Source organism: Paraburkholderia humisilvae (assembly GCF_902859855.1).
Taxonomy (GTDB): domain Bacteria; phylum Pseudomonadota; class Gammaproteobacteria; order Burkholderiales; family Burkholderiaceae; genus Paraburkholderia; species Paraburkholderia humisilvae.
Genome location: NZ_CADIKH010000025.1, coordinates 12550 through 38697 on the forward strand (window position 1 = coordinate 12550; position 26148 = coordinate 38697).

Consider the following 26148-nt stretch of genomic DNA (forward strand, 5'->3'; position numbering starts at 1 on the left):
AGGTTAGGCCGTGGTGGCCGCGCGCACACCGGCGCTCGTGGCCATATGCGGCTGCGCGGCCGCCGCGCGGCGCGCATCGAGCACGCGGCGGATCGCGCGGACGATGCCCACATAGCCGGTGCAGCGGCACAGATTCCCGGACAGCTCGTAGCGCACGCGCGCATCGTCGGCGTCGGGCAGGCGGGTCACGATATCGCGCGCGGTGACCAGCATGCCCGGCGTGCAATAGCCGCATTGCAGCGCGTGTTCGGCAGAGAACGCGGCGCGCAGGTCGTTCATCAGCGCATCGTCGTCGAAGCCCTCGATCGTACGAACCTGCGAGCCCGCGCAGGCGATGGCCGCCGTGATGCACGAGCGTGCCGGTGCGCCGTCGATCTGCACCGTGCACGCGCCGCAGACACCCTGCTCGCAACCGATATTGGTGCCGGTCAGCAGTTGTGCTTCGCGCAGGAAGTCGGCCAGATGTGTGCGCGGCTCGACGAGCGCGGCAACCGGCTTATCGTTGACGAAGAGTTGCAGCGGTTTGACAAGCGCGTCGGTCATTGCGAATTCCTGCCGTGAGTGCGGAGCGTCGCGGCCGCGCGTTCGAGCGCGACGCGATGCACCTGGTATTCATAGCTGCCGGGTTCCAGTCCTGCATCGAGCAGATGCGGGTCGAAGGCGGCGGGCGACGGGGCGTCGATCAGTTCGCGGGCGTTTTCGATCAGATGAGGCGGACCGTCGAGCGCGCCGATCACTACGCGGCAGATGCCATTGCCTGCGTCGTCGAGACAGAGCGCGATCGCTTCGGCAAACTCGCCGGGCTTGCGGTTGAACTTGTAGTAGCTCCAGCGCGCGCCGGTTGTCAGCTTCCTGATGCGCACTCCGGCGAGAATCTCGTCGGGTTCGAGCGCGGTCGTGAACGCGCCGGCCATCCAGTCAGCGCTTTTGACCACGCGTTCGCCGTGCGCGCCGATCACCAGAAAATCGGCATCGAGGCCGCGCGTCACATTGATCCAGTCGGCGGCCGGGTCCGCGTGCGCCAGACTGCCGCCGAGCGTGCCGCGATTGCGCACCGCGCGATACGCGATGCCGCGCGCGACGTAGGCCATCAGCCCTTGCGTGTAATCGTCGACGGCGCGGTCTTCGATTTGCGCGTGCGTGATACTCGCGCCGAGCACGCCGCACGCGCCTTCATCGCGGCATGCGCGCAGTGCGGCGATGCCCCGCAAGTCGACCAGCGATTCCGGCTGCGCGAATCGCAGATTCATCATCGGGCCGAGCGACTGGCTGCCGGCGACGAATTTGCCGTTACCGCCGCTCGCGGCAACGAGGCGGATCGCGTCGTCGCAGTTGAGCGGCTTTTCATAGTCGAATGCGGCGGCCTTCATGCGGGCACTCCTTTTGCGGCGCCTTCACGCGCGGCGGCTTGCGCGATTGCTTCCAGCACGACGCGCGGCGATATCGGCAGGCGTGTCACTTCGGCGCCGAGCGGGCGCAGCGCGTCGTTGACGGCGTTCGCGATCGCGGCGGTCGAGCCGATCGCACCGGATTCGCCGATGCCTTTCTGGCCGAACTCGGTATACGGGGCCGGCGTTTCCATATGCTCGATGCGGATCGCCGGCACCTCGGTCGCACCGGGCAGCAGATAGTCGGCGAGCGTCGACGCCAGCGGCTGGCCGTCTTCACTGTACGGCATCGCTTCGTAAAGCGCGGTGCCGATGCCTTGCGCGGCGCCGCCGTAAACCTGGCCATCGACGACCATCGGGTTGATCAGCACGCCGCCGTCTTCGACGATCACGTAATCAAGAATCTCGGTCAGCCCGAGCGCGGTATCGACCGCTACGACGACCGCGTGACAGGCATAGCTGAACGTACCGGTGTCGCGCTTTGCCTGGTAGGTGGTCGCGACTTCGAGGCCGCGCGGGTCGACGTCGGGCGGCAGCAGTTGCGGTTTCAGATACCACGTGTGCGCGATCTGCTCGAACGTGCACGACGCGCCATCCGGTCCGACGGCCGCGCCCTGGCGCCAGCTCACGTCGTCCACCGGCACTTTTAGCAGCCACGCGCCGATTTTGAGCAGCCGCTCCTTTAGTTCCTTCGCCGCCTGTCCGACCGCGCCGCCTGCCATCACGATCGAGCGCGAGCCCCAGGTGCCGGTCGAATAGGGCGTGACGCCGGTATCGCCGAGCACCACACGCACCCGATCGGTGTCGACGCCGAGCACGTCGTGCGCGATCTGCGCAAGCGTGGTCTCCATGCTCTGACCGTGCGAATGAATGCCCGCTCGCACTTCAAGCACGCCGTCGGGTGTCACGCGCAGCACCGCGGGCTCGCGTCCCGGCACCATCGGAATGCCCCAGCCGTGATAGACCGACGTACCGTGCGCGCCCTGTTCGCAGAACACCGCGATGCCGAAGCCGATCCGGCGTCCGTCCGCTGCGCCGCGTTGCTGCCGCGCACGCACCGCGGGCAGGTCGATCGCGGCGACCGCGCGGCGCACCGCTTCCGGATAGTCGCCGCTATCGAAGTGCTTGTTCGTGATGTTGTCGAACGGCATTTCATGCGGCTCGACGAGGTTGCGCAGCCGCACTTGATGCGGTTCGAGGCCGGCGGCCACCGCGATCGCGTCCATCATCGTTTCGATCGCGTAGCAGACGCCGGTGCGCGCGACGCCGCGATACGGCAGGATCGGCGGCTTGTTCGTCGCAACCGACCAGGTGCGGCAGCGGTAGCGGTCCATCTTGTAGGGGCCGGGCAGAATGCTGCCGACTTGCGCCGCTTCGAGACACGCGGAAAACGGATACGACGAATACGCGCCGGAATCGACGGTCGCTTCGCATTCGACGGCCAGCAGACGTCCGTCGCGCTCCGCATAGGCGGTGATGTCGTAGTCGTGCTCGCGGCAATTCGCATTGGCGGTCAATTGCTCGCGGCGGTCTTCGAGCCAGCGCACGGGCCGTTCGAGCTGCATCGCGAGCCAGCCGCAGCACACTTCCTCGGGCAGCAGAATACCTTTGTAGCCGAAGCCGCCGCCGACGTCCGGGGCGATCACGCGAAGCTGGCCTTCATCGAGTCCGAGGCACTGCGCGAGACCGGTGCGCGTGATGTGCGGCATTTGTGCGGAGGTGTGCACGATCAGTTGCGCGAGACGCTTGTCCCAGTGCGCGACCACGCCACGGCCTTCCATCGGCGCCATGCTCTGGCGCGACGTGCGCAGCTTGCGCTGCACGCGGATCGGCGCGCGCCGGCGGATCTCGTCGAGGTCGGTTTCAGTTGCGGCGGCAACCTGAGCATCGACAAAGGTTTCGAGAAAGACGTTGTCGCCCCAGTGTTCGTGGACGAGCGCGGAGCCTTCGCGTCGCGCGTCGAGCATGTCGACCACGGCCGGCAGTTCTTCGAAGTCGACGAACACCTGCGCGGCGATATCTTCCGCTTCGGCACGTGTGGCGGCGACGCACATCGCGATCATTTCGCCCACCTGGCGGACCTTGCCGCGCGCGAGCACCGGTTGTTCCGACGATTTGAACCCCGGCAGTCCCGAGTTCGCGACAATCGGCTGCACTCCGTTGAGGTCGGCATGCGTGTAGACCGCGTGTTCGAAGCCTGCGGGCTTTTCTATCCCGACGATATGACCATGCGCAATCGGACTGCGCACGAACGCGACGTCGAGCATGCCGACCATCCGGATATTGCCGACATATTCGCCGCGCCCATGCATGAAGCGCGCGTCTTCCTTGCGCCGGAGCGACGCGCCGATGCCTTGCGGGCGGTCAGGCGGCTGCTTTGCGGGTCGTTTGATCATCGGTCGTGTTCCTTGCGGCGGGGTGTTGGGTCGGACACTCAGGCGGCCCGCGCGAGCGGCAGGCTCGGCGAGTTCGCGTCGTAGCGCACGCCGTCGCGCACGCATAGCACCGGCGTGAGCATCCGGTCCGTGACGATCTGCGTGCCTTCGTTGTCCTCGAGCACCCAGCGGCCGCGCCGGTCGTCGAGCACGCTGATGTCCGCGACCCCGCCCACTTTCAGCGTGCCGAGTTCGCCTTCCATGCCGATCATCCGCGCCGCGTTCGACGTGACCATCCGCACCACCTGATCGAGCGGCAGGCCGAGTGCGAGCATGCTCGTCATCGCGCTGACAAGGCTGAATTGCGTGCGGCCGAGGAACGAGTGCTCTTCGTCCGGGTGGCTGTCGGGCGTGCCGGCCGGCGCGGGCAGGTGCGTGTTGTAGCCGTGCATGTCCGCGCCGAGCGTGTCCGGCACGACGCCCGCGTCGAGCACGATGCGGGCGGTTTTGAAGCTGAAATGCGAGCCGTGGCCGACGTCGACCTTTAACCCGCGCGCGATTGCTTCCGGCACCAGCGGGTGCAGCCTGCCGTTCTCTTCGACGAAGCCGCCCGGATGGCGGCTGAACGGATGCGCGAGGATATCGCCGGGTTTCAGTGTTTCGACCACCTGGTTGAAGATCGAGTCCGGATTGACCGGCAGGCCGCCGTGCTCCGGTTTCGGCCACAGCTGGCCGAAGTGAATGTAGACGGGCAGCCGTGCGTCGCGGCCGATCTGCGACGCGATCTTCATCACGTCGAGGCCCCAGCGTGCGAAGCCACCAATTTCGGCATGCGCCTTCACGCCTTTCACAAGGTCGCTGTTCGCTTGCGCGGCCTTGACGGTCGCGGCGGCATCGAGACATTCGGGCCGATAGAGGTCGGGGTAGTAGTGACCTTCGAGCCCGCCGACAATGTACGCGGAGATGAACGCGAGCACGCGCGTCTTCGACGGCGCGGCGATGAAATGGCGGAATCCCGGAATCGTGATGCAGCTCGGACCGCCCTGGTCAACCAGCGTGGTCACGCCGGAACGTACGCCGCATAGGTCCGGGTTCAGCCCGAAGCGGCCGGTCACGTATTGATAGACGTGCGCGTGCGTATCGATCAGGCCCGGCAGCACAAGCTTGTCCTTGCAGTCGACGATTTCGGCGATCGGCGCGGTGGCGGCGAGGTCGGGGCCGATCGCGGCGATGCGCGCCTCATCGACGAGAATGTCGAGGGTTGCATCGAGGCCGGCTGCGGGGTCGATGACACGGCCGCCTTTCAGTAGAACCTGAGTCATGGGGATAACGGGCTCGGTGGCTGGAGTGGGAAAAATGCGTGGTGTACCGCAAATACCGTGCCGGTTGCCGATGCACAGGCCGATGCATCGGCGCGGGCTGTGTGCGAAGCCGTAAGCGGGTGGGGTTGGCGCGCGCGTGCATGGCATTTGCATCGAGGTCGGTCGGCGCGTCGCAATGTACTGCAGCCACGCGTGCGTGGTGCGGCGGCGCACCGGATCAAGGCGTCGCGCATGGTTTTGGTGAATTGCGTGGTGTACCCCGGTTATGGGTTCGCACGCCCGGATTCGATAGAATGCAGTCCGTTCAGACTTGCACTGATGGCATGGCGCGGCTGCGCGTTCGCCAGGGAAAGAGACCGATGTCCACCATGATTAACGATGATGCCGCGACCCGTTCGGTAAGCGAAGAATTGCGCGCGTGGCAGGCGCGCTCGCCGCTCTTTAGCCGTCCGGGCTTTCTGATTCGCCGCATGCACCAGATTCACGGCTTTCTGTTTGCCGAGGAAACCGCGGAGTTCGATGTCACGCCGGTGCAATACAGCTTGTTGACGGCGCTCGATGCGCTCGGCGAAATTGATCAGAATTCACTCGCGATCGAAATTGGCCTGGAGCGTTCGAGTGTCGCGGAAGTGATGCCGCGCCTCGAAGGACGCGGGCTGATAGAACGCCGCCAGGCCGACTATGACCGGCGCGTGAAGCTCGTCAAGCTGACGCGGCAGGGCAAGCGGCTCGTCGCCAGGATGGCGCCTGCGGTGCAGCGCGCGCATGACCGCACGATCGAGCATCTGCCGCCGACCGAACGCGATCTGTTCATGCTGCAACTGATCAGGCTCGTCGAAGCGAACAACGCGAATAGCGTCGTGCCGTTCCGCTTGCCGCAGGATTGACGCGACGCTACTTCGTGTTTACGCGAGCACGGTGAATTCCACTTCGAGCGGATTCAGCGCATTGATCGGCACGATGTCCTGCGGGCATGCGGAGAACACCACGACGCAATCCATCGCCGCCTTGATGTCGACATAGTCGCCGGCCTTCGACACCGGCGGCAGCCATTCGATCGAATGGTCGGGCTTCACCGGAATGTTCATCCACAGGTTGAACGGCTGCGGCACTTCGCGGGCGCGCAGACCGATCGCCTTGAGCGCCAGTCGCATATTGTCCGCGCAGTTGTCGTGATAGCCGGCGACGCCGAGGTTGCGGTAGCGGTACAGGTCGCAGGCGGCGATCAGCGTGTCGTGCACGCCGGGTGACGTGTCGGCCGTGAGCTCGGCGATCGGACGGCGCTGGTTCGTCACGAGCGGATCGCCGGGCCGCGGAATCACCCGGTCGATATAGGCGCGCGTGTGCTCGAACGACAGGAATTCGCTCAGATGCACGGCGTTGAAGATCCACGTATCGCAGACCTGCGTGCCATGCGGGTTCGCGACGCGGATCGTCTGCCCGGCCTTCACGCGCACCGCGCGGCCGCAGCGCGCGGGGACAGTGTAGGTGCGGCCGGGCTCGGGTGTGCCGTCAGGTGAAATCGGCTCGTGCAGTGTCGCGTTTTCGCCGAGTGCGCTGCCGTTGTCGTCGTGCGTATGCGGGTGGGTCTCGGTGGTGAAAAGGGTCGTTTCGTTCATGGCGGGTTCCGTGGTTCAGGTGGCGTTGTGTGAGAGGTGGGTTTCAGCGTGCTTCATTGCACAGTTCGACAAGACAGTGCGCGAGTGCGCGTGTGCCTGACACGAGATGAACATCGTCGGTTGCTTCGAGCGGGTTGTGACTGATGCCGCCGCGGCTTGGCACAAAGATCATCGCGGTCGGGCAGTGCTTCGCGAGATGCAGTGCGTCGTGAAATGCGCCGGAGACGATGGGTTGCGAGCGCGCGCCCAGGGCGACGCACGCGGCGCGCACGCGCTCGATCGCGGATTCGGCGAAATGCACCGGCGGGTGTTCAAAGAGCGGCTCCAGATGCACGTCGGTGCGGTGCTGTGCGATACAGTCCGCGAGCGCCGCGTCGAAGCTCGCGAGCACCGCAGGGTCCGGGTGACGAAAGTCGACCGTGAAGGTAACCGCCGACGGAATCGTGTTGATCGAGTTCGGCTCGACGCGCCAGCTGCCGAACGTAATGCGCGCCGCGTCGCCGCCGAGCTCCAGCGCGAACGTTTCGATTGCGCCGCGTACGTGGACCGCGAGCGTCATCGCGTCGCGGCGTACCCGCATCGGCGTCGTGCCCGCGTGCGCGGCTGCGCCGGTACAGCGGATCGAATGCCAGCGCACGCCCTGAATGCCGGTCACGACGCCAAGCGGCGTATCGGCCAGTTCGAGCAGCGGCCCCTGTTCGATATGCAGTTCAATGAATGCATGCACGGCGCCCGATGCGCGGGTGTCGAGCGACGGGAACGCAGCGCGATGCGCATCAAGCGTCGCGCCGAACGTGACGCCTGCCGCATCGCGCACCGAGCGGTAGCCGGCCAGACGCGCCGGGTCGACGAAGCTGCTCGAGCCCATCGCGCCCGGCTGGAACCGCGAGCCTTCCTCGTTGGTCCAGATCGCCACTTCGAGCGGCCGGCGCGTGCGCACGCCCGCATCCGCGAGCGCGGCGAGGCATTCGAAGCCGGCCAGCACGCCGTACGCGCCGTCGAGCCGGCCACCGGTCGGTTGTGTGTCGATGTGGCTGCCGGTCATCACGGGCGGCAAATCTTCATTGCCGGGGCGACGGAAGAACAGGTTCGCGCACGCATCGGTCGAGACCGTGCAGCCGAGCGCCTGCGCGCGTTCGATCAGGCCGCGGCGGGCGTCGATGTCGAGCGCCGATAGCGCGGGGCGGTCGACGCCGCCGTCGGCGCGCGCGCCGATCGTTGCGAGCGCATCGATCGAGTCCAGCAGGCGCGCGGGGTCGACGTGTTCCGCTGCGCGTAATGCGCTTGTCGTGTCGTAAGAGTGGGTCATGATGGTCGGGTATCGGTGCGCCGGCGGCGCATGGCGTGTTTGATCCGCTGCACGAAGCGAAACGGGAATTGCGCGTAACGCGTGTTAGACATGGTGTCGATCGCGAATCGGACGCCGATTCAAGGATGGTGAAGGGAGGGCACGATGTGCGCGTCGCGCACGAGGTGATGCTGGAAGCATGATGCATGCCGGGGCGCATGATGATCGATGCACCGCATTCGTAAGCCGCGTGCAGGCATTGCCCCGCCGATGTGAGCTTGCCTGCGTGCGTCGGCATGCGCGGCGTGCGCGAGGGTGACCGCCTCATTGCGTTTGTCGTGACACGGGTGACAGCCGTCACAGATGGCCTCGATTTTTTTCACCTAAGCTGAACCATCCCGATCCGACCATGGAGAGTTGCGATGACGAATACGAAGCGCCGGCGCATGAGTGCCGCGCTGGCCGCCGGCGCCCTGTTGCCGGTCGCACCGGCCGCAGTCAGTCGCCCGGCAGGCGACCCACCCGGCGAGACCGCTTCCGTGCATCCGGTCCAGCCGGAAACGCTTAGCTTCGAGCCCAATGGCTGGATTCCGAATAACCCGCGCTTGCCGGTCCTCGTGTACCGTTCCGCGGTGCAGCTGTCCGGTAGCGACCCGGCCGCGTTGTTCGAGCACGCGTTCGCGCGCAACGGCTGGCCGCCGGTCTGGCGCAACGGCATTTACGACTTCCATCATTTCCATCCGGCCACGCACGAGGTGCTCGGCTTCGCAGGGGGCCGTGCGCGGCTCGTGCTCGGTGGCCCGGCGCCGATCGGCCGCGAGGTGACGGTGAATGCCGGAGATGTGGTCGTGCTGCCCGCGGGCACCGGTCATTGCAAGCTCGAGGCAAGCGCGGATTTCCTGGTGGTCGGCGCGTATCCGCCCGACGAGGATATCGGTATCAGCCGTGTCGGTTTGTCCGCTGCGCAATGGCAGGCGATGCAACAGGTCGTGTTTCCGGCGTCGGACCCGCTGTCGGGCCGTGAGGGTCCGCTCGCGCGGTTGTGGCGCGCGGCCTAGCGATGAAATTCAGGCAGCACGTATTCGGCGAGTTCTTCGATTACCTCGCGTGGCGCGCGCGGCGACGACGGCAGATTCAGCGACACATGATGCGTGCCGTGCTCACGCACCGCGCGTAGCAGCGCGACAAGCGCGTTGCGGCCGGTGCGATAGCCGAGCGCGACCGGCGTGGCGGGCTCGTCCGGGTCGTCGCTCAGTTCGAGCCGCAACGCCGCGCCGAATGCGCGAAACGCGCCCGGCGCCGCCCGTTCGACGGCAGCGCGCCACATGCTGTGTCGCGCCTGTTGCGCATCGGGTTCGCGATGGTAGGTCATCCAGCCGATCGCATGGCGCGCGATCCAGTCGACGCTCTGTCCGCCTGAGCCGACCGCAAGCATCGGCACCGGGCGCGGCGGCTGCGGCAGCAGCGCGAACGCGGGCGCGTGTTCGGACACTGTGTCCGGAATTACGCGCGGTGCCGGCCCGAGCGCGGCCGCCACGGTCTCCCAATGGCGGCGATACAGTTCACGGCGCTCGTCGCCGTTTGCGCCGAATGCCGCGTATTCGGGCGGCCGGTCGCCGGAGCCCAGGCCGAGAATAAAGCGGCCGTGCGACAAGGTTTGCACGGAAATCGCGCCCTTGGCGATATGCAACGGATGCCGCAGCGTCAGCACGATTGCGCCGCTCACGAGCGCAATCCGCGTGGTATGCGAGGCAAGCGCGCCGAGCAGCACCCATGGGTCCAGATGGCCGACCGGGTCCGGATAGTCCGCGCTGTTCAGCGGCACGTCGCGTACCCACAATGCGCGAAAGCCGAGTGCGTCGGCGCGTTGCGCAAGCGCGATCTGTTCGTTGAAGTCCGCGACGATTTGTCCGGCCGGTAGCAACGGTAGATTCAGTCCAATCGAAAGGTGCCCCGCGCGGAATACGCGCGCTTCGATCGGTTCGGCGGATGAACGGTTGCCGGGCGCGCCGGCGAGGTCGTCTGCTTGAGCGGGCATCGGATTCTTCGATCAGGGCAGGGCGGAAGAGGGTCGCGCCTGATGCGGCGCGCACGGATACACGGTGGCGCGTGGTGCGTGCCCGACATCGCCGCGTGTGGCCCGGGAGGAATCGATGTTATCACCTTGCTTTGTCGCGCGACGGCGCAACGCCGCGCACGCGTGGCGACGCGACTTTGCCGCCGGCGGTATCGGACCGCGTTACTGGCGGCTCGCTTCGATCACGAAGTCGACGAAGCGCCGCACGCGCGATGGCATCTGCGTGCGCTGCGGGTAGTACATGAACACGCTCAGGCGCGCGGTCGACAGTTGCGGCAGCAGCGGGATCAGCGCGCCCTCGTCGAGGTCCCGCTGAATCATGTACGTCGCGAGCTGGCCGATGCCGATGCCGCTGCGCACGGCTTCGACTTCGGTCGCCACATCGTTGAAGGTCGCGACCGCGGGCACCTCCTGATAGACGATCTCGTTGCCTTTCTGCAATTCCCACGGCATCGTCTTTCCGGTGTTGGGATGGCGAAAGCCGGTACAGCGGTGCTTGAGCAACTGCGCAAGCGATGCCGGCCTGCCGTGTTCTTCGATGTACGCGGGCGCCGCGCAAATCACGAGCCGCACGTCGCGCAACTTGCGCGCGACAACACTGCGTTCGGCCGATGTGCCGATCCGGAAACCGACGTCGACGCGCGCCTCGACCAGATCGGTAAAGCGATCGTCGAGCAGGACGTCGAAGCGCGCGGACGGGTGCAACTGCTGATAGTCGCGAATCAGCGGCACCAGCAGCTTGCCGCCAAGCGATGGCGGCGCGACCACGCGCACGGTGCCACCTGCCGCTTCGCGGCTGGCGTGCACCTGATCGACCGCATCGTCGAGCATCCGCATGCCCGGGTCGGCAAGCTCGAAAAGCCGCGCGCCTTCGTCGGTCACGCTGAGCTTGCGTGTGGTCCGGTGCAGCAGGCGCACGTTCAGATGCGCTTCGAGCTGGCGTACCGCCTTGCTCATCGCTTGCGGCGTGAGGCCGGCTTCGACCGCGGCGCGGCTGAAGCTGCCCGCGCGCACGACGGCGAGAAAGAGCGTAAGGGCACGGGTTCGGTCCACTGCGTCGGCGTTGCTTACGATTGAAATGCCTAAGTCTACTCGACTCGCTGTGTGGCAATGCCCGCAACGTCTTGCTGCGGACTTCGATGGTTTGATTCGTATGCGAAGCTACAGCAATCGTTCGGTCTCCTGGAAGCCTGTTCGTATGTGCGCGTTGCGACGGTGCGCGACGCGTCGATCATGCGCAGAAAACCAGAATGAAATGGAGGTGGCATGAATAGATCGGCAGATCGAAGCAGACGTTGGCCGAAGCAATCCGGATGCAGCACTGCGTGGCGTCCGTGTTGCACATCGAATGCATATTTAGGCTAACTGTCGTGTCGTTTCAGGATAGTGGCGACATGACATGCCCGCGTCCGCACATGCGCCACGCGCGGTATCGCCCATGAGAGCAATAAACGGACGCGTCCGCCATTCCAGGCAAGGGCTGCGCACCGTCCAGAATATTTCAACGATGGACATGAATAGGCGACCTGCGCTCGCACGCGTCGCGGCGGTCCGCATAACGGAGCACGATAATGCCTACCTATGAAACACTCGACGCCGCGATACACGCGTATTTTCACGCGCAACGGTGTGCCGCCACGATCGGTTCCATCCTTGGGGCACTGATGTTTATTACCGCGCTATTGTTGATGTGGCGCGGCGATGCATTCGTGCGCGGCCTGTCGGTCGTGCTGCTGGCGATGGCCGTCACCGGCGGCAGCCTGAGCGTGGTGCTTGCGGCGCGCGAGGCGCCGCACGCCAATGCGATGATCCACGTGCGCAGCAGCTTTTCGGTCGCGCGGGAAGCGGCGCGCATGGAGCGCGTGATCGATCGCTATCGCTACTATCACGTCGCGTTGGCGGGTGTCGCGTGCGTCGCGGTGATGCTGCTGCTCGTGACGATGGCGCCGACCTGGCAAGGCGTCGCGGTTGGCATGCTGCTGCTGGCGGGGCTGGGTCTCACGTTCGAGCATTTCGATCGCCAGCAGGCGATCGTGTATCTCGCCGCATTGAAACCGTCACGTTGTGTATAGCGTGTGATGGCGACGTAAGGCGCCGCCGTTGGCCATGCGGTATCGCCTGAAAACGTTCGCCGTGCCGCGAATACGATGCGTCTATACCAATGTATAGGGCTCAAATGCGGCACGTGTCGCGTCGCAGCTGAACCCGTTGCGTTCAGGTCGATTGATCGCCGCAATGCTTACGGTTGATCGCACGGTCGATACACGCGAGAATCGTTTCGCCGTCGACCGGCTTCGTCAGAAAGCAGGTTGCGCCATTCGCTTCGGCGACGCTGCGCAACTCGTGGTCGGGAAACGCCGTCATGAACACCATCGGAATCGGTAAGCGTCGCTCGCGCAGTGCGGTCTGCAGGTCGATGCCGCTCATGCCCGGCATCTGCATGTCTGAAATGACGCACGCGGTGTGATCGACGCATTCCGATTCGAGAAACGCTTCTACCGACATGAAGGTGCGGCTTTGCACGCCGAAGGAGCGAAGGAGATTGGCGGTGGCAAGACGGACGGAGTCGTCGTCGTCGATGATCGACACCACCTGGGAAGGATGCAAACTCGGCATTGCGAACCTGGATTACAAAGTAAAGCTGCTGCTGTCGCAACAGGCCATCACAGGTTACCGGAGGCGTCCCACTTCACAACTATATGTAGGTATAACAGCGCCGCACCGCGGGCTGTGCGCGACGCCGCGCATCATGCGTGCTCTTCGCGAATTTTCAACAGCACGGCCTGGTGCAGCAGATCCGCCAGCGTGCGCGCGCCCATCTTCCTCATCGCCTGGCCGCGGTGAACTTTCACGGTGATTTCGCTTAAACCCAGCTCGGCTGCGATCTGTTTGTTGAGCAGGCCCTTCGCGACGAGTGTCATCACCTGCTGTTCGCGCGCTGACAATGACTGAAAACGCAGCTTCAGTTCAGTCAACGATCGCTGCGACGCGCGCCGCACGCGATCGTTGCTGACCGCGCGTGTGACCGCATCGAGCAGGTCCTGGTCGCGGAATGGTTTGGTGAGGAAGTCGACCGCGCCGGCTTTCATCGCCTGCACGGTCATCGGGATATCGCCGAAGCCGGTGATGAAGATGATCGGCAACTCGACGCCTGCGCGCGCCAGATCGTTCTGCACCGTGAGCCCGCTGTCCGCTTTCAGGCGCACATCGAGCACGATGCACGCGGGCGCGTCGGGCCAGGTCGCGGTGAGCAGGCTCTGAGCGGAAGCGAAGGCTTCGACGCGCATGCCGACCGAGCGCAGCAGGTTCGTCAGCGCACCGCGGAAGGCGTCGTCGTCATCGACGACGAAGACGACCGGGTCGTGCTCCACCGCGGGCGTGCCGCTGCCATCGCGGGGTGCGCCGGCCTTGGCGGTTGCGTGCGGAAGTTGGGCCATAATCAGATTTCCGTGTTCCGGCGCCGTGGCTGCGCGGGCGCCGGTGCGACGCGCACACCGTGCCTGCGGCCCGGACCGCGCGTTGCAGGGAAGATACAGGCATTGAAAAATCGGGTTGGTGCAATATCTTCGCATGTCTGATCGTCGCGCGTATCCCGCCAGCGGACATCGCGCGCCGGGTGCGGCTGACAATTCTGGAGGCGCCGAAATATGTCTGATCTGAACGGCCGCCGCGCTGCTGTGAATGATCCGCCTGTTGACCCCGCCGTGGGTCCCGAAGTGGATCCGCGTGTTGCCTCCGGCCTTACCTCCGACGTTATCCCCGACCTCACCCGGAACATTGCTCCGACCACTGCCACGGCTGCGTCCGGCGCCGCTCGCCGTACTGCCGCATCTTCGGCGACGGGTCATCCGGCATCGACGGCCAAGCGCGCCGCTTCGTCGCGTGCCGCGCGCCCGATCAGCGCGCCCGCCGCGCGCGTGCTGCCAGACGGCGCGGGTCTGGGCAGTTCGACGGCCGTGCACGATTCGCCGCGCAAGAAGCTGTCGCGAATCGCCATTGCGAGCGCGATCGCCCTCGCGATCTTCGTGGTCGACGCGCTGACGACCATCGATATCGCGATTGCTGTGATGTATGTGGTTGTCGTCCTGATCGTCGCGCCGATCTGCTCGCGGCGTTCGATGCTGGCCGTCTGCTGCGCGCTGATGTCGCTGACGGTGATCGCGTTCGCGATGTCGCACGGCGACGCCTCGATGATGGCGCCAGTCGGTCGCTGCCTCGTGAGTCTCGCGGCGATCGGCATCTCGGGCTTTCTGACGTTGAAGAATATTGCGGCCACGAATGTGCTGCGTGCGCAGGTCACGCTGCTCGATCTGACGCGCGATGCGCTGGTCGTGTACGACATGAAGCGCCGCATCCGCTTCTGGAACAGCGGCGCGCACGCGCTGTACGGTGTGTCCGCCGAAGAAGCGATCGGCCGGTCTGCGCACGAAGTCGTGCACACGAAGTTTCCGCGCCCGCTTGCCGACGTGCTAGCGGAACTGTTGCGCACCGGCCGCTGGGAAGGCGAACTTACACAGACATGCCATGACGACCGGGAGTTGATCGTCGCGAGCCGCTGGACGCTGCAGCGCGATGCGCGGGGCCAGCCGCTTGCGGTGCTCGTCACCAATAACGACATCACGCAGCGCAGGCGGATGGAGCTCGAGATCCAGCGCAAACAACAGGAGATTCACGCGGCGATCGACGCGATTCCCGCGATGGTGTGGGTATCGTCGGCGGATGGCCGGCCGGTGTTCGTCAATGAGCGCTGGTCGGAGCTCGGTATGCCGCTCGAGCAGATCGGCGAGAACTGGCCCAGGCTCGTGCATCCCGACGATTTGCCGCAGATGCGGCATGACTGGAGCCACGCGCTCGTGACCGGCACGTCGTTCGAGAACGAGTCGCGGATGCGCAGCGGCGACGGCACTTATCGCTGGGTGCTGCTGCGCGCGGCGCCGCTCACCGACGACGACGGCCGGATCGTGCGCTGGTACGGCGTGACGGTGGACATCGAAGAGCGCAAGCGCGCAGCCGAGGCGCTCGCGCGCAGCGAGTCGTTTCTCGCCGAAGCGGAGGCGCTGAGCGAGACCGGCAGCATCGGCTTCTCGGTGCCGCGTTTCGACATGTTCTGGTCGAAGCAGGCATACCGGATCTTCGGTTATCCGTGCACGGTCGATCCGTCGCTGCGCGGGATGCTCGCGCGCGTGCATCCCGACGATCACGCGCGCGTGTCGTTGCTGATGAAGGCGGCCGGCGCGACGGCGGCCGGCGACGAGCGCGACATCGAAGCGGAATTCCGTTTGCTGATGCCAGGCGGCGAGGTCAAACAGGTGCATCTGGTCGCCCATGCGGTCGAGGTCGACGAGCAGGCGAGCGAATTTCGCGGCGCGCTGATGGACGTCACCGAAGCGCGCAACGTGCAGGACGCGTTGCATCGCTCGCTCGCGGAGCTCGCGCATGTCACGCGCGTGACGATGCTCGGCGAGCTGTCCGCGTCAATCGCGCACGAAGTGAGTCAGCCGATCGCCGCGATCATGACCAACGGCGACGCAGGCATGCGCTGGCTCAACCGCGACGAACCGCAGTTGCACGAAGTACGTGAGGCGCTGAACAACATGCTGCGCGACGCTCAGCGCGCGGGCGGCATCGTGCAGCGGATTCGCTCACTCGCGAAGAAGAGCGCGCCGAATCGTGCGCCGTTCGACCTCAACGCATTGATCGATGAATCAGCATTGCTGATCCAGCGTGAAATCGGCGTGCATGCCGTCGAGCTCGATCTGCAACTGACGCAAGCAGGACTGACGATCGTCGGGGACCGCGTACAGTTGCAGCAGGTTGTGATCAATCTGATGATCAACGCGATCCAGGCGATGGCCGCGATGGCCGGCCAGCCGCGCCGTCTCATCGTGCGTTCGTCATTCTCACGCGACGACGGCGCGCGGGTCGACGTCGAGGACAGCGGGCCCGGCATCGCCGAAGCCGACCTGCAACGGCTCTTCCAGCCGTTCTTCACGACCCGCGCCGAAGGCATGGGCATGGGCTTGTCGATCTGCCGGTCGATTGTCGAGTCGCATGGCGGCAAGATTCATGCTTACTCGGAGCCGGGCCGCGGCACCACCATGAGTTTCGTGCTCCCGAATTCCACACGCGAAGAGCAGGCAGCGGTGGTAATGGGGCATGCGCAGCGCTGACGGCGAGCGCGCCCGCGCGGATTATTCCAGGGATAACTGCACAACCCGCTTCGAAACCGCGCGAATCATCCTCAGATGAGTACGGCGTGTGGGTGCCATGGTCTTTCAGTTGCGGTGGATGGCACCAAAGTATAGGTCGATGACACGTATACACCGATGCAAGGAACCTTTGTACGATAGAGCGCCACGCTTTTCTCCACTACCTTTGAACCATACAGCGGCGAAGCGAATCGCTTTGCGCCAGGCATTCGATCGTTGGAGATACCAGGAGCGTGGATCATGGAAGCATCTTCGTTGCCCGCCGGCGGCCGGTTGGCGGATTCCCTGAAATCCTGCATCCGTAGTGAGGATGCGTGGCGGCTGCCGGCGCCGGCCGATGCGGCGAGGGCCGGCGTTCAACCGGCATCCTGCACAACCTCAGGTCTCGCGCTGTCTCGCTGGAGCGTGACGGGCATCGGCGGCAGCGCACCCTCCAGGGAGCTGTCGGCGACCACGCCGGCGGACATGTACACGGTCGGCGTGAACCTGCGCTCGACCGACATCACGTTCCTGCATGACGGCCGCGTGACGTTCGAAGGCCGTGTGATGCCCGGCATGTTCCAGGTGACCGGACCCGGTCATTCGGCGCGCGCGGTGTTTCATGCGTCGTGTGACGTGCTGCACCTGTACGTGCCGCAGGCCGTGCTCGATGCCTGTCAGCGCGAAGCGTCCGGCGACGACGCGGGCACGAGCGTGCTGGTCGACGACCCGCGGGTGAGCCACGATCCGTGCGTCGAGCGGCTCGGCCAGGCGCTGTTGCTGGCCGACGAAGCGTTCACGTCGTTCGGCCAGATGTACGTCGACAGTATCAATCTCGCGCTGGTAAGCCGCCTGCTCGAACTGCGTTCGCGTGTGCCGCTCAACGGCGCTGCGCCGATGCTGCGCAAGTCCGCACTGCCCAAATGGCGCTTGAAGCGTGCCGTCGAGTTCATCGACGCGCACCTGTGCGACGCGATCGGTCTTGAAGACGTGGCGAACGCCGCAGGTCTCACGCGCATGCACTTCGCCGCGCAATTCCGCGCGGCGACCGGGCTGCGGCCGCATGAGTATCTGCTGCGGCGGCGTATCGAATGCGCGCAACAACTGCTTGCCGATGAAGAGTACTCGCTGCTCGACGCCGCGCAACTTGCGGGATTCCGCTCGCAGGCGCACTTCACGACGGTGTTCAAGCGGATGGTCGGTGCGACGCCGAAGCGCTGGAGGGACACGCAGTATGCCGACGCGTGACGTATTGCGTTGGCTGGACCGGGCGCGCTGCGGCGCGCTCGGTCCAGCGGCGCATGCCGCGCGTGCGGCGCGTGCAGCCTCGCTGCGTCGGGAATCCCGTCCTGTGCGCGTGCTCGATTCGAGCCGGCGCACTCGTTGCCGGTGCGCTGCGCATGGCCATCGGCGCCTTGACGCCAGCCGCATCGCGGCTGGCCGTCGCTGTGATGGCCTATGACACGGCCGCGCCGTTTCATCGCGGCAGCCGCCAGGAGCCTGGAAAATGTCAGACGTTGCTCGTTGTGATCCTTGGTCCCAAACCTTGAACCTGTTGTCGTCGCTGTCGCACGGTGCGACCGGTTTGCCGCGGCCGCGCCGGTTGAAGTCCTGCGCGGCGCGCGCGCCGTCGGCCGCGTCATGCACCGGCACCGCGCGGCTCGTCGAACGGGTCGGCGAGCGTCTGCTGACGGTCAGCTGGAGCGATCCGACGTCGTGCTGCTACCCCGATCAACCGTGGGTGGTGGCGATTGCGCGGCGCGACGGCGTATGCGCGTTGAGCGGCCAGCCGATTTCGTATGGCGACCCGATTTTCCGGCCGCGTGCCGCGAAACTGATGCCGACTAACGCGCAGGCGATGATGCTTGCGAGCGCGGTCAATGCCGCGATGCCCGCACCGCCGCCAGGCTGCTGGCTTTGATCGGCGCATCGGCACAGACAACGCCGGCGTGCGAACCGGCGTGTGCGGTTCCAACGGCCAGGTTTTAATGGGTTATTAACGGTTACCGCCAGTGCGCGCGTCGATGCGCGCATCGGCGTTTGCGTTGCGCACGCTCGAGCGCAGCCTCGAAAGCTCAGGTCCAGTGCTTGAAGTCATCGAAGCGGATCGAACGTACGACGCCGGGCTTGCGGTCCTGCGCGTCGTGGGCGCTTGAGCGCGCCGTCGACGCGGCTCCCGATTCCCGGACGGCCTGATGATGGGCCGGACCTTGAGCCCGGCTGCGCGGCGGCCGCAATGGCAGCAGTAGGGTGGGGCGAATCAGCGGGTCTACGCCCAAGGTCTCGCGCACGACGCCGTGCGTACCTGTTTTGCGGCGCGTCGAAGCCATGACTTCCTCGTCCACTTTCACTTGATCGAGCGCGAGTGTTTCGAGCGGCAATTCAGTATCCGCGCCGACCTTGTTGAATGTATCGACAAAACCGGATGGCATGCCGAGATACACCCCGATCGACAGGCAGCCCGCCGTGCTGACGACGAGCCCGTGACGTAACAATGCGAAACGGCGTGTGTTCATGGTCCTTTTCCTGCGGGGCTGCGCTCGAACAGAAACAGATGCGCCGCGCAGTTCGCGGCGTGGTGTTCAGTATTGACCGGTTGTCCATTCGAGTCTTCCGGTGCTGCACGTTCGCTTTGAAATTCGCACCGGTGGCTGGCCACACGCGTCGTTCACGCGGCGAGCGGATAGACAGTCAGTGAAGGCCGCGCGATATGCGGCGGGAACACCCGCCAGCAACAGTCCTGATGACGGAAGAAAAACATGCCGCGCGTGCCGGTGGGCGTTGCCGCCTCGATAAACACGAAACGCGCGCGTTGCGCGGGCATGCGGCCGGAACGCACGACACGCACGTGCAGCACTGTCGCCGGTGCAAGCCACTTGTCGACGAGCCGATGCAGGGACGTCTCGCGCGTGTTCATCACAGCCTCCTTTCGTCTTGCCGCGCGCCGCCGATCCGCTTCGGGCGCGCTTGCCGCGGCCGATTTTCGGCGGCAATGACTGTAGAGTAGGCTGGCCTATCCAAGATAACAGTTAATGTTTTTGATGAGATCGATAGTTTTTCATCTATGGATGTGCGACGTCGCGAGCGGGCGATTCGTGCGCGCTTTCAGGTGGCTGCGTTGAAGCCCAGATACTCGAAGGGAACGGTCGGGAACTCGCTCGTATGCGCGCCTGACGCGCCGATCGATTGGAGTGTCTCGACGGTCGCGTGCTGGTTCGACACGATGCGCCACTGTGTCGCATCGGGTGGCAATACCGCGCCGTCCGCGTGCACGGCGAGCGCTTGCAGGGCGCGCAGCGCGTCATCGCGAGCGGGCGAGTGGATCACAAAGCCTTCGTTGGCGAGTGCGGCGGTGTCGATGTGAAGCATCGCGCACAAGCGGTCCTTGAGCAACGCGTCGCTCGCGTCCGCGGCACGCGACGCGTCGATCACCTGTGCGATCTGTGCGTCGACGAGCTTGCCGTGCACCGCGAAGACCGGTTTGTCAGGGCTCCACGCTTCGGGCGGACAAGCCTTGTTGGCGGGAGCGAGTTCGATGAACGGATTCGATTCCGCCGGATAGATGCGGCACACGCGCGGCCGCACGTCGTAGATGCGGCATCGCATGTCCGCGTCGAGATTGGGGCAGGGGCCGTCGAACGCCGCGACGATGGTCGCGATCACCCGCACGGGTAGTGCGGCGCTGGTCGACGCAAACGAACGTCTGCGCTTGTGCTGTGCTTGCAGGTTGTGCGCAGGCGGTTCTTCGGGCCACGGAATCGTCTCGCAGAACACCTGTACTGTGCCGCCACGCGCAAGCCACGCGGTCGCTTCGTCGATGCTCAATGGCAAACGCAGGTTGTGGCAGCATTGTCCGCACATCGTGCAGGCGAACTGAATGGTCATGAGTGGGGTGCGGGTTCATGCCGCGGCGCTCACGACTGACGGATGAACGAAGCGCGGCGGGAAGCGATTGTGCACGCAATTCCCCGCGCTTGCAGCGGCTCGCAGCGCCAGCTTACGAAACGGTATCTTCGGCCGGTGCACAGTCCTTCACATCACGGCTGCCCGGCGGCGCGGGCAGGTCTTCGCAGCGCACGTGCTGTTCAATCAGCGCCCGCGCGAAATTGACGAGCGACGACACGGACCCGTGCACACTGTGGTACTCGGCATTGCCGATCCGTGCATCCAGCGCGACCAGCATGCCTGACTGCTGGGCCAGTTTCAGAATATCCACCATGTAAGTCTCCGAGATACTGCAGTTGCACACGCAAGAAGCGGGCCGGCATCGCTTGTGTGTCCATCTTGAAACGGGCCGCCCTCGCGCCGTTGTTCAAATGAAATCCCCGTTTCGCAAATGCCCGCCGTTTGCGTTGCGTTGCTCGCTGTGCGCCGGCGCGCGCATCTGAAACGTGTGCTGTTGCGGATGTCGTGCCCCTCTGATGCTTTGCAATGGTTCGAAATAGAAAGACTGTCGTGCAAATTGTGAACTTGCGTCATGAGTAAAAAATCGCAGCAGGCTTTCTCGTCCTACTGTGATGTGCACGGGATGCCATAACGCGGCGCCCGATCGCGTGTACCGCAACGCAGGCCAATGTGCCGGCGGCGAAGAGGCAGGTTACGAGTGGTTAACAGGCGGCGTGCGCAGAACATTCCGGAGGTCTGTCATGTTGCTGTCGTCGAATCGAAAAAACCGTCGCGGGCTGACCGTGGTCCAGCGCGCCGCGCTCGGCGCCGTGCTGCTGTGGTCACTGATCGAAACCCCGTTCGAACTCGCGGACTGCGCGTCGGCGGCGCAAAGCGCCGCGCTCGTGTTCTCGAAGCTGCTGCTTGTGATCCTGATTGCGTGCGCTTGCAGTCGTACATCGGTTGCACTGCCCGCGCGGCTGATCACGCTATTCATCTGCGGCGCGAGCGTGCTCGCGATCGTGCCCACGCTGCCGAGCGAATTGCGCTCCGACGGAGTTGCGTTCGTGCTGTCCGTCGCCGAATGCGTATTGAAGATATTCGCGATCGTAGTGCTCGCTTCGCGTGAAGCGGGCGTTTCGCTGTGGGGCCGCTGGCAGCGCTCGTGATGCATTTTTGCGTCGTACTTACAATGTCGTCGTAATCTGTTGCTCGACCACGCCGTACCAGCCCATTCCGCGGTAAGTCTCGTAGCCCGGCGTCAACGCATAGCCGACCAGTGACCCGTTGCCGCTGCGGTAGTTGCCGGTGTCTTCCCGGTCGCGCGGCAAATCGAAACGCGCCGCGTCGCGGCCCGCTTCCTTCGAATCCGCGATCACGCGGCCGCCTGCATCGACGATCATGCAGCGCGTGCGCGCACGTTCTTCATCTGTCAGACGTACGCTCTTCACGACCGCCGACGCCTGTTTCGCCCAATCGAAAAACACCGCGAGCACACCGACCGCCCGGCCGTCGCTTGCGCCGTTTTCGCGGACCGCGGTCGCATAAGTCGCGACCTGCGCGCTATTGAGCGGATCGAACGGGTCGACGTTCGCCGTCGCGTACTCGTCGCCGGAGCGGGTGCGCAGCGCGGCGGCGAACCATTCGTGCTGCGTCGCGTTGACTGCGCCGGCAACCGGAAACTGCGCGGGCCGGCCGTTCGCGACGACGCGCCCTTGCAGATCGAGCACCCAGATGTCCAGATAGACCGTGTAACTGTCCAGAATCACCGACAGGCGCTTCGACGCATACGCCGCCGTGTCATCCGAGCCGCTCATCATGCAATCGACGATGGCCGCATCGGTCGCCCACCAGCGCACGTCGCACGAGCGTTCGTAGAGATTGCGGTCGATCACGTCGATCAGGTTGAGCGCCAGATCGGTCAGGCGCTGCCCCTGCTGGCGTTCGAGCTCCGTGACCATCCGTTCGCTCAGGCCGTTCAGCTCCTTGCCGAGTTCGCCGGTGAGTTGGCCGATGCGGCCCGACACATTCTTCACCTGATTGGCGACCACGGCGAAGCCGCGGCCGGCTTCGCCCGCACGCGCTGCTTCGATCAGCGCGTTGATCGCAAGATAGGTTGCCTCGCGATTGATCAGATCGATGTCCGAAATCTTGTCCCGGGAGATCTTGCGGACTTCGCGGGTCAGTTCGGCGATGGCCGAACCTTGTGACGTTTGACGATGCTTTTCCAACAGGGTGGACATAGTTTGAATCCGCTCGCGAAATAGTCAGCGCTTGTGACGCCTTCGATTAATTAATCGGCGTTTACGGCAAACGGGATTGAATACTTAAGCGCACCTGAATAAATTCCGTTTTAAAGGTTTCAGCTTTTTGCCGGCCGCACCGGATTAGTGCGGAACACAATTCCTTTAAGCTTGTTTCGTGCGCGGGTGGTTCGAAATGGGGCGCACCGGAATGGGGCATGAGGCGTCCGTCCCATTTGCAGGGAAATCTGTCTGTCAGGGCGTGACGGCCCGGTCATGAGTTTTTTGTCATGCTGGCGTAAGATCTTGCGTGATAAGAGATGAAACCGCTTCCAATCCTGGCCAGGGTGGGCGAGTTTTATCGAGCGTCCGGGTTTTCCGGATTAATACGCGCACAGCGCGAATCAACGATAGGGCAGATACATGGACCGCTTGGAGGCAATGGAGATATTTACGCGAGTCGTCGAAGCCAACAGTTTTTCGAAAGTGTCGGAATCGCTCGAACTGCCGCGAGCCAAGGTCAGCCGAACCATCCAGGCGCTGGAGGAACATGTCGGCGTGCGGCTGTTGAACCGCTCGACGCGCCAGGTCAACGTGACGGAAGACGGTGCGCTCTTCTATGAGCGCTGTGTCCGCATCCTCGCCGATGTCTCCGATGCGGAATCGTCGCTTTCGAACAAGCGGGAAACGCCGGCGGGGACGATCCGCGTCGATACGTCGGGCACGCTTGCGCGTGCGCTGCTGCTGCCGGCGCTTGACGACTTCTATCAGAAGTTTCCGCAAATCGACGTACGGCTCGGGCTGGCCGACCGCAATATCGATCTGATTCAGGATGGCGCGGACTGTGTGATCCGCATGGGTCGGCTTGAAGAGTCGAGTCTCGTCGCGCGCCGCATCGGCAATGCGCGGATCGTCACATGCGCGGCGCCCGCGTATCTCGAGAAGTACGGCACGCCGGCCACGCTCGACGATCTGAACGAGCACCGCGCGGTCAACTATGTGTCGGCGCGCAGCGGCAAGACCTTTCCGTTCGAATACGAGGTCGGTGGCGAGACCGTCAAGGTGCAGATGAAAGGCGTGCTGGCGGTGAACGACGGCAGCGTCTATATTGGCGCCGCGGCGTTAGGGCACGGCATCATCCAGCCGTCGCGCTTCATGGTGGCGGAACTGATCAACAAAGGCTTGTTGCGGGAAATCCTGACCGACTTCATGAGCCCGTCGACACCGCTATCGATTGTCTATCCGCACCGCCGCAATCTGAGTTCGCGGCTGCGTGCATTCACCGGCTGGGTCAGCGAACTGGCGCAGCAACATCCCGATCTGAACGGCGCCGCGCAGGAGTGACCCTGCGCGGCGGTTGAGAGAGGCTGGCGCGCCGTGCGCAGCGAGGTTCGCCGCGCCGTTCGTCGTTGTATCAGCGGACGGTGCTCGTGGTGAGCCATCCTTCGCTGACACCGATCTGCGCGATCTGCTTCGCGATCTTGTCGCCTAGGCGCTTCGCGTCCTGCGCGACGGTGTCGTGCTTCGTCTCGGACACCGCATGCAGCCCGCCGCCGACGGCGACCGACGTTGCGATATGTCCGGCCGCCGCGCCGACGCCTGCCGTTTCGACGACGCCAGGCGCCTTGCCGCTGTCCGCATTCGCATCGAAGCGCTGCACCAGCGTCGGCATGCCGCCGGCCGGTTTGTAGAGAATCTGCACGGTCGTGCCGACATCGCTTTCGCCGGCGCCGAAGCCGATCATCGTGCGACGGCGGCGATTGCCGGCGTCGATCTTGTCGAAGCTGCCTTGCACGAGCAGCGCGTTCTGGTCGGCGGGCGGCGGCGCGTCGCTGCGGACCGCATGCAGGCCCATCGACTGCAGTTTGACGACGACTTCGTTGGCGACCTGCTCGCGCACCTGAACCGCGTCTGCCGCTTGCTGGGCTTCGTCGGTGCTGCCGGACATGTGCGCCATCAGCTTATGCGCGAGGCCGCCGCTATCGAGCTTCACCTGGTCAGGCGTGCTGCTGAACGAGTACACGTAGATGATGTCGGGCCGCACTTGCGGCGCGGTCGAATAGGGGCTCGCGTTCGCGACGTTGCTGATGCCGCTCGCGCAACCGGTCAGAAGGATCGAACTGAACAGCAGCGCGGTGGAGGCGCGGCGCGCCGTATTTTTGCTGAGCGAAGAGAGCGTCGTGAACATGACTGACCTTGTGCGATGTCTTGAAGCGTTTGAACGTATCGTCCGATGATTCCGGCGATGTCACCTGTTGCGTGACTTGCCTGATCGGATCTGCTCTTACGCTTTCACAAGGCCGGCACGCGGAAGCGAGTATGGTCGACACGCTCCGCTCATGCCATTCATCAATTATGTCGCGCGATGTCAGCGCCGCGCAGGGCTTGCCGCGCGGCGCTCGCGCCGGAACCGGCCTAGCTTTTGCGCGAGGTCTTCGCGACGAATTGTGTAGGCAGGTGCTGAACTTTCTCGCTGCCGCATTTCGGACAGACCGGATGCGTGGTCGCATGCTCGCTGATGTGCTCGGCGTGTTCGAACTTTTCGCCGCACATTTCGCAGCGGTACTCGTAGGTCGGCATGGCAAACCTCCTGATCGAAGCGGTACGGGAGAAGTGACGCATCGAATGCGCGTAGCGGCTGCGGCAAGCGGCGAGTCCCGTGCGCTTGTGCGGTGTCAGCCGGGCCATGCATTCTAGTGCGCCAACATCGGACGGGCCGCGCGGCGCAACGTACATCACGCAGATCAAGCACGTCATGCATCAACGCCAACGACGCACTTCCATCATAGGCGTGCTTAGGGTGCGAGGACGTCAAAGCGATACAGCGTTTGCGGTGAACGCGTGAGAATCGTCTCGCGCTGCGCCGCGTTCGGCACCCAATGGTCAAGCGCCATGCGCGTCGTGTCGTAGTCGACGCATTGCCGATGCTGCGTATGGGGCCAGTCGCTGCCCCATACGAGCCGCGCGGGTGTAAACGCGGCGAGCAGCGGCGCGGCGAGGCGCGCGCCGAGTTCGGTGCCGTCGCGGTCGTGCACACTGCCGCTGGGCACGCTTCGATATGCGCCGGACAGCTTGACCCACACGCGGCCCGTCGATGCGACCGACAGCAGGTAACGGAAGCCCGGGTCGTCCGCGCCCAGTTCGGGCGACGGCCGGCCGAAATGATCGACGACGACCGTGCAGCGGTGCGCGAGCAGCGTGCCGACCACGGCGGGCAGGTCGACCGCTTCACAATGCACTTCGACATGCCAGCCGAGCGCATTGATGTGCGACAGCACATTGCGCCACTCGCGGGTGGCCAGATCCGGAATCGGCAGACCCATCAGATTTAGCCGGATGCCGACAACGCCCGCTTGCGCGAGCGCATCGAGTTCAGCGTCGCCGACCGACGGTGCGACGACGGCGATGCCGCGAAACCGGTAAGGAAAGCGCGTCATCACGTCGACGAAAAAGTGGTTGTCGATGCCGAGAAAGCTCGGCTGCACGAGCACGGCATGTGAGAGGCCATGTGGCTGCAAGTAGCTCGCATAGGCTTCGGGTGTCGCGTCGTATTCGGGTGCATGACGGCGTTGCGCAGCAAGCGGCAGGCCGCGCACGAACACGTGCGCATGCGTATCGACTGCGCAAAGCGGCGGATGCACTGCGCCAAGCCAGCCGGGCGGGGCGCCGGCAGTGGGCGGCGTGGCGGAGGATGCGGCCTGCGAGAGAGAGGTCGGCCATTCGAGGTCTTTGCTGTTCATGAAGATCGTTTGACTTGAATGCG

General features: G+C 64.8%; 27 protein-coding genes. 9 read left to right on the plus strand and 18 right to left on the minus strand.

Features of this window, described 5'->3' with window-relative positions; translation table 11 throughout:
- Positions 1–3: 3 nt before the first annotated feature.
- Genes HV796_RS24270 through HV796_RS24285 form a run of 4 tightly spaced genes read right to left on the minus strand, consistent with a single transcriptional unit; the run spans position 4 to position 5085 of the window.
- Entirely contained in the window at positions 4–543 is a 540-nt protein-coding gene (locus HV796_RS24270; RefSeq protein WP_175229050.1) for a (2Fe-2S)-binding protein, read from the minus strand.
- Positions 540–1370 carry an FAD binding domain-containing protein gene (locus tag HV796_RS24275; protein WP_175229051.1) on the minus strand — a complete coding sequence of 277 codons (831 nt, stop codon included), beginning with the start codon at positions 1368–1370 and terminating at the stop codon, positions 540–542. Before HV796_RS24275 ends, HV796_RS24270 begins: the two co-directional genes overlap by 4 nt.
- Positions 1367–3784 carry a xanthine dehydrogenase family protein molybdopterin-binding subunit gene (locus HV796_RS24280; RefSeq protein WP_175229052.1) on the minus strand — a complete coding sequence of 806 codons (2418 nt, stop codon included), beginning with the start codon at positions 3782–3784 and terminating at the stop codon, positions 1367–1369. The genes HV796_RS24275 and HV796_RS24280 overlap by 4 nt, the downstream gene beginning before the upstream one ends.
- Before the next feature lie 38 nt (positions 3785–3822).
- Positions 3823–5085 (minus strand): amidohydrolase/deacetylase family metallohydrolase, encoded by a 1263-nt coding sequence (locus HV796_RS24285; RefSeq protein ID WP_175229053.1) that lies wholly within the window; start codon positions 5083–5085, stop codon positions 3823–3825.
- 359 nt (positions 5086–5444) lie between these two features.
- Between HV796_RS24285 and HV796_RS24290 the strand changes: the two genes are divergently transcribed.
- Positions 5445–5972: a MarR family winged helix-turn-helix transcriptional regulator gene (locus tag HV796_RS24290; RefSeq protein ID WP_175229054.1), complete on the plus strand. Its 528-nt coding sequence runs from the start codon at positions 5445–5447 to the stop codon at positions 5970–5972.
- Between the two features lie 18 nt (positions 5973–5990).
- On the opposite strand, the gene HV796_RS24295 is transcribed toward HV796_RS24290, so the two are convergent.
- Together HV796_RS24295 and HV796_RS24300 are read right to left on the minus strand one after the other, a co-directional pair.
- Positions 5991–6704, minus strand: coding sequence for a DUF1989 domain-containing protein (locus HV796_RS24295; protein ID WP_175229055.1), 714 nt, complete (start codon positions 6702–6704; stop codon positions 5991–5993).
- A gap of 43 nt (positions 6705–6747) precedes the next feature.
- Positions 6748–8013, minus strand: coding sequence for a M20 family metallo-hydrolase (locus HV796_RS24300; protein ID WP_175229056.1), 1266 nt, complete (start codon positions 8011–8013; stop codon positions 6748–6750).
- Between the two features lie 35 nt (positions 8014–8048).
- Between HV796_RS24300 and HV796_RS24305 the strand changes: the two genes are divergently transcribed.
- Positions 8049–8195, plus strand: a complete 147-nt coding sequence (locus HV796_RS24305) for a hypothetical protein (protein ID WP_175229057.1) — start codon at positions 8049–8051, stop codon at positions 8193–8195.
- A 219-nt stretch (positions 8196–8414) separates the two neighbouring features.
- Complete coding sequence (locus tag HV796_RS24310) at positions 8415–9050, plus strand: cupin (RefSeq protein WP_246356018.1); 636 nt, start codon at positions 8415–8417, stop codon at positions 9048–9050.
- Here HV796_RS24310 and HV796_RS24315 read toward each other — a convergent pair.
- Together HV796_RS24315 and HV796_RS24320 are read right to left on the minus strand one after the other, a co-directional pair.
- On the minus strand, positions 9047–10030 hold the full coding sequence (locus HV796_RS24315; protein ID WP_175229058.1) for an LLM class oxidoreductase: 984 nt from the start codon (positions 10028–10030) through the stop codon (positions 9047–9049). The genes HV796_RS24310 and HV796_RS24315 overlap by 4 nt on opposite strands.
- 201 nt (positions 10031–10231) lie before the next feature.
- Positions 10232–11122, minus strand: coding sequence for a LysR family transcriptional regulator (locus HV796_RS24320; RefSeq protein WP_175229059.1), 891 nt, complete (start codon positions 11120–11122; stop codon positions 10232–10234).
- Between the two features lie 518 nt (positions 11123–11640).
- Here HV796_RS24320 and HV796_RS24325 point away from each other — a divergent pair.
- Positions 11641–12141: a hypothetical protein gene (locus HV796_RS24325; protein WP_175229060.1), complete on the plus strand. Its 501-nt coding sequence runs from the start codon at positions 11641–11643 to the stop codon at positions 12139–12141.
- A gap of 142 nt (positions 12142–12283) precedes the next feature.
- On the opposite strand, the gene HV796_RS24330 is transcribed toward HV796_RS24325, so the two are convergent.
- Together HV796_RS24330 and HV796_RS24335 are read right to left on the minus strand one after the other, a co-directional pair.
- Positions 12284–12685, minus strand: coding sequence for a response regulator transcription factor (locus HV796_RS24330; RefSeq protein WP_175229061.1), 402 nt, complete (start codon positions 12683–12685; stop codon positions 12284–12286).
- A 131-nt stretch (positions 12686–12816) separates the two neighbouring features.
- On the minus strand, positions 12817–13506 hold the full coding sequence (locus tag HV796_RS24335; RefSeq protein WP_175229062.1) for a response regulator transcription factor: 690 nt from the start codon (positions 13504–13506) through the stop codon (positions 12817–12819).
- A gap of 210 nt (positions 13507–13716) precedes the next feature.
- Here HV796_RS24335 and HV796_RS24340 point away from each other — a divergent pair, with 210 nt between their 5' ends.
- From HV796_RS24340 to HV796_RS24350, 3 genes are all read left to right on the plus strand, one after another.
- Positions 13717–16239 carry a sensor histidine kinase gene (locus HV796_RS24340; RefSeq protein ID WP_246356019.1) on the plus strand — a complete coding sequence of 841 codons (2523 nt, stop codon included), beginning with the start codon at positions 13717–13719 and terminating at the stop codon, positions 16237–16239.
- A gap of 279 nt (positions 16240–16518) precedes the next feature.
- Positions 16519–17505, plus strand: a complete 987-nt coding sequence (locus tag HV796_RS24345; protein ID WP_175229063.1) for a helix-turn-helix transcriptional regulator — start codon at positions 16519–16521, stop codon at positions 17503–17505.
- A gap of 259 nt (positions 17506–17764) precedes the next feature.
- Positions 17765–18178 (plus strand): DUF3331 domain-containing protein, encoded by a 414-nt coding sequence (locus HV796_RS24350; RefSeq protein WP_175229064.1) that lies wholly within the window; start codon positions 17765–17767, stop codon positions 18176–18178.
- A 154-nt stretch (positions 18179–18332) separates the two neighbouring features.
- On the opposite strand, the gene HV796_RS24355 is transcribed toward HV796_RS24350, so the two are convergent.
- From HV796_RS24355 to HV796_RS24370, 4 genes are all read right to left on the minus strand, one after another.
- Positions 18333–18773: a hypothetical protein gene (locus HV796_RS24355; protein ID WP_175229065.1), complete on the minus strand. Its 441-nt coding sequence runs from the start codon at positions 18771–18773 to the stop codon at positions 18333–18335.
- A 152-nt stretch (positions 18774–18925) separates the two neighbouring features.
- Positions 18926–19174: a hypothetical protein gene (locus HV796_RS24360; protein ID WP_175229066.1), complete on the minus strand. Its 249-nt coding sequence runs from the start codon at positions 19172–19174 to the stop codon at positions 18926–18928.
- A gap of 188 nt (positions 19175–19362) precedes the next feature.
- Positions 19363–20142, minus strand: a complete 780-nt coding sequence (locus HV796_RS24365; protein ID WP_175229067.1) for a YkgJ family cysteine cluster protein — start codon at positions 20140–20142, stop codon at positions 19363–19365.
- 112 nt (positions 20143–20254) lie between these two features.
- The gene (locus HV796_RS24370; protein WP_175229068.1) at positions 20255–20476 is read right to left on the minus strand and encodes a hypothetical protein; all 222 of its coding nucleotides are present in this window, start codon (positions 20474–20476) and stop codon (positions 20255–20257) included.
- Between the two features lie 427 nt (positions 20477–20903).
- Here HV796_RS24370 and HV796_RS24375 point away from each other — a divergent pair, with 427 nt between their 5' ends.
- Complete coding sequence (locus tag HV796_RS24375) at positions 20904–21311, plus strand: hypothetical protein (protein WP_175229069.1); 408 nt, start codon at positions 20904–20906, stop codon at positions 21309–21311.
- Between the two features lie 18 nt (positions 21312–21329).
- On the opposite strand, the gene HV796_RS45465 is transcribed toward HV796_RS24375, so the two are convergent.
- Positions 21330–22385, minus strand: coding sequence for a cache domain-containing protein (locus tag HV796_RS45465; protein ID WP_175229070.1), 1056 nt, complete (start codon positions 22383–22385; stop codon positions 21330–21332).
- 423 nt (positions 22386–22808) lie between these two features.
- Here HV796_RS45465 and HV796_RS24385 point away from each other — a divergent pair, with 423 nt between their 5' ends.
- Positions 22809–23729 (plus strand): LysR family transcriptional regulator, encoded by a 921-nt coding sequence (locus tag HV796_RS24385; RefSeq protein ID WP_175229071.1) that lies wholly within the window; start codon positions 22809–22811, stop codon positions 23727–23729.
- Between the two features lie 70 nt (positions 23730–23799).
- Here the strand turns inward: HV796_RS24385 and HV796_RS24390 are convergent, their stop codons facing one another.
- From HV796_RS24390 to HV796_RS24400, 3 genes are all read right to left on the minus strand, one after another.
- Positions 23800–24573 carry a DUF4410 domain-containing protein gene (locus HV796_RS24390; protein WP_175229072.1) on the minus strand — a complete coding sequence of 258 codons (774 nt, stop codon included), beginning with the start codon at positions 24571–24573 and terminating at the stop codon, positions 23800–23802.
- A gap of 227 nt (positions 24574–24800) precedes the next feature.
- Positions 24801–24965, minus strand: coding sequence for an FmdB family zinc ribbon protein (locus HV796_RS24395; protein WP_175229073.1), 165 nt, complete (start codon positions 24963–24965; stop codon positions 24801–24803).
- A 215-nt stretch (positions 24966–25180) separates the two neighbouring features.
- Positions 25181–26125 (minus strand): amidohydrolase family protein, encoded by a 945-nt coding sequence (locus HV796_RS24400; protein ID WP_175229074.1) that lies wholly within the window; start codon positions 26123–26125, stop codon positions 25181–25183.
- Positions 26126–26148 lie beyond the last annotated feature (23 nt).